This window comes from Leisingera sp. F5, from assembly GCF_001593695.1.
The window spans coordinates 1-2,729 of record NZ_LUKH01000358.1 but is presented as its reverse complement, the minus strand read 5'-3'; the positions used below and the strand labels follow the sequence as shown (position 1 = coordinate 2,729).

Annotated in this window: 5 protein-coding genes and 1 pseudogene; 2 read left to right on the top strand and 4 right to left on the bottom strand. The window is 62.7% G+C overall.

Going from position 1 to position 2,729, the window contains the following annotated elements; all coding sequences use genetic code 11:
* Positions 1–71 precede the first annotated feature (71 nt).
* Both A2I95_RS30245 and A2I95_RS30240 read left to right on the top strand, forming a co-directional pair.
* Positions 72–800 carry an AzlC family ABC transporter permease gene (locus A2I95_RS30245; protein ID WP_027256447.1) on the top strand — a complete coding sequence of 243 codons (729 nt, stop codon included), beginning with the start codon at positions 72–74 and terminating at the stop codon, positions 798–800.
* The gene (locus A2I95_RS30240) at positions 797–1,126 is read left to right on the top strand and encodes an AzlD domain-containing protein (RefSeq protein ID WP_291735823.1); all 330 of its coding nucleotides are present in this window, start codon (positions 797–799) and stop codon (positions 1,124–1,126) included. Before A2I95_RS30245 ends, A2I95_RS30240 begins: the two co-directional genes overlap by 4 nt.
* 40 nt (positions 1,127–1,166) lie before the next feature.
* Here A2I95_RS30240 and A2I95_RS30235 read toward each other — a convergent pair whose 3' ends face one another.
* From A2I95_RS30235 to A2I95_RS30220, 4 genes and pseudogenes are all read right to left on the bottom strand, one after another.
* Positions 1,167–1,784, bottom strand: a complete 618-nt coding sequence (locus A2I95_RS30235) for a hypothetical protein (RefSeq protein WP_291735820.1) — start codon at positions 1,782–1,784, stop codon at positions 1,167–1,169.
* A gap of 24 nt (positions 1,785–1,808) precedes the next feature.
* Positions 1,809–1,943 (bottom strand): aa3-type cytochrome c oxidase subunit IV, encoded by a 135-nt coding sequence (locus A2I95_RS30230; protein ID WP_027256450.1) that lies wholly within the window; start codon positions 1,941–1,943, stop codon positions 1,809–1,811.
* 186 nt (positions 1,944–2,129) lie between these two features.
* Complete coding sequence (locus A2I95_RS30225) at positions 2,130–2,582, bottom strand: DUF6173 family protein (RefSeq protein WP_027256451.1); 453 nt, start codon at positions 2,580–2,582, stop codon at positions 2,130–2,132.
* Positions 2,583–2,607: 25 nt separating this feature from the next.
* Positions 2,608–2,729 (bottom strand): annotated as a pseudogene (locus tag A2I95_RS30220) (MBL fold metallo-hydrolase); the annotation flags it as partial.

Below are 2,729 nucleotides of genomic sequence, written 5' to 3'. Positions count from 1 at the left end.
TATCCATACTCACCAATTGCATTCCTTCTGCCACCGCCGTAGGCCGGTTGCACGCAATCTAGGACGCGCAGATGGCAATCACCACCACCAAATCGGCCTTCTGGAAGGGGTTTCGCGACAGCGCGCCGTTTCTGTTCATGGCCTCGCCCTTTGGTTTCCTGTTCGGGGTGCTTGCGGCGGAGGCCGGGCTGATTGTGCCGGAGGCCTTTGCCTTTTCATTGACGGTCTTTGCAGGCGCCGCCCAGTTCACCGCGCTGCAGCTGATGCAGGAGAACGCACCGCTGATCATCATCCTAATTTCGGCGCTGGCTGTGAACCTGCGGATGGCGATGTATTCGGCCTCGCTGACACCGTACCTGGGTGATGCGCCGATGTGGCAGCGGGCGATTGCCGCCTATTTCATCGTCGATCAGTCCTATGCGCTGTCGGTCGTGCAGTTCGAACAAGAGCCGGAGATGCCGCTGGCGCATCGGGTGGCCTACTTCTTTGGCACCAACGGGCTGATCACCCCGGCTTGGGTCATTGCCACCGCGCTGGGGGCGCTGGTTGGCACCCGTATCCCGGAGAGCTGGGGCGTGGACTTCGTGCTGCCGCTTGCGTTTCTGGCGATGATCGGACCGATGCTGCGCACGCCTGCGCATGTGGCGGCCTGCTTCGTGGCGGTGGCTGCATCGCTGCCGGCCGCCGCCCTGCCTTATAATCTGGGGCTGATCGTAGCCGGGATTGCGGGCATGATCGCAGGTGCGCAAGCGGAACTGTGGCTGGAGCGGCAGAATATCAAAACAGAGGGCACGAAATGAGCGGCACACCCAGCGCCATCTTGTGGATCGTGATCCTGGGGCTTGCCCTGGGCAGCTATGCCCTGCGGTTTGCCTTCATCGGCTTTATGGGTGGCAAGCCGATTGCACCCTGGCTGATGCGGCATCTGCGCTACACGGCGGTGGCGATCATCCCGGCGCTGGTTGCGCCGCTGGTGGTCTGGCCCGCGCCAACGGGCGGCGACCCCAGCGCAATGCATTTTGCAGCCGCTGCCGCGACTTTTGCCGTCGGCTATCTGACACGGAATGTGCTTCTGGGCCTGGGCACCGGCGGGCTTTCGCTGCTGCTGTTGTACCTCGCCGCCTGACGCTCGCCCGGCGCTTTCGGCTAGTTCCCGGGCGGAAGGGTTACTCAGCAGCGTTCAGCGCGGCGTCGCTCTTGGTGATGCCCGCCTGCAGATCGGCGCTGTCATTTTCGTAGTAGCGTTCCGTCACCACCCCCGGCAGCTGGCCGAACTGGGCGGACAGTTTTTCCGGGTAGAAGGTGCGGTCCAGGCTTTCGAAGCCGGGGATCTGCTGAAGGATGCCGATAGTGGCCTGCGCGCAGTAGGCCCCCGGCACGCGGCCGTTGGTCACTGCCAGCTGATAGGCTTTCTGAGCCTGCTCCGGCGTCACCTCAACCCGCTGCACCACCACATGGAAGGTGCTGCGCGCATGAGCGCCCCGGTAAGCTTTCTCGACCGCCGGGGTGATGCCGAAAAGGACGTCGTTCCGCTCCGGCACGACCGATGCGTAAAACGAGCCTGCGGGATCGAAGATCACCCGTTCCGACGCGTTGATCATCAGCGACGCGTGCCCGCCCCGCCCGGTGCGATTGTTGATCATCGTGTAGAGGGTGAGCGTCGCGGGGCCGGTTTGGCGGTAGGCCACCTTGGCCAGGGTTTCGGCATCCGCATTGGGCTGCTGCGGCGCCGCGCAGCCCGCAAGCGCGAGTAGAACCGCGCCAAGGCACAGCAGATTACGCAAGGCGCGTGCTCCTTGGACCGGAAATCAGGTGGCGAAAACCGCCAGGAACAGCGCGAAGACGATCAGGGCAATGCAGGAGCGGGTAATAAAGGTCAGAAAGCCGGTATAGACTTTTTCCTGAACCGCGGTGTCCATGGTGCCGTGCTGATGTTCAGCCATGTGAGTTATTCCTCAATTCACGTGCATTTTCTTGGTGATTACTGGATTTGCAATCCTCTGTCACCACGTCAATCGCGCGCATCTGTCAGAAATACGCGGTGTGTTCCTCAGCATCGCCAGCAAACCAGGCCCCCGTCCGGGCCGGCACCGGAGCTGAACCGAATCGCCCGGCGCCCAGTCCGGAACTTATTCCTGCTCCAGATCTGAAGCGAGCCGGAAGCCGATCCGGTTGGCCGGGGCTTCTTCCTGCGCCTTGGGCACCGCCCGCAGCATCACGTTGAGCTGGCTGACATGCTGCACCAGCTGGGTGCGGGCTCCGGGGCCTTCGCTGCCATAAAAGGTGATGATGTCGGGATCGTAATAGCCCATTCCTTCGATCCTTAGCACCCCTGCATTGCCGCCGGCAAAGCCCATCGCAACCTCGTGTTCGGCGTCCAGCTGTTGTTCGAAATTCTGGATATAAAGAATCAGCCGCTCATACGCCCAGCGCGCCGGGCTCTTGGCCGCATCCTGCTTTTGCAACTTTTCCGGAACCTTGCGCAGGCCTGCACATGCCTCGGGATCGGCATGAACCTCATGCACGCAGGGCAGAACCGCTGCCTCTGCCGCCTCGGCGCTGGTCGAAATCTCGTCGCTCATGGTGTCTCCCCTCTTGCGGGGCGCGTCACCCCTTGCGCTGATAGAGCCAAGCGCCGTCGTCGCGTTTCCAGCGGTCGACCTGGCCGGTGTGGTACAGATGATTTACATGGGCCACCGCCTCGACCAGCGCAAGCCCGTACTCGCCTT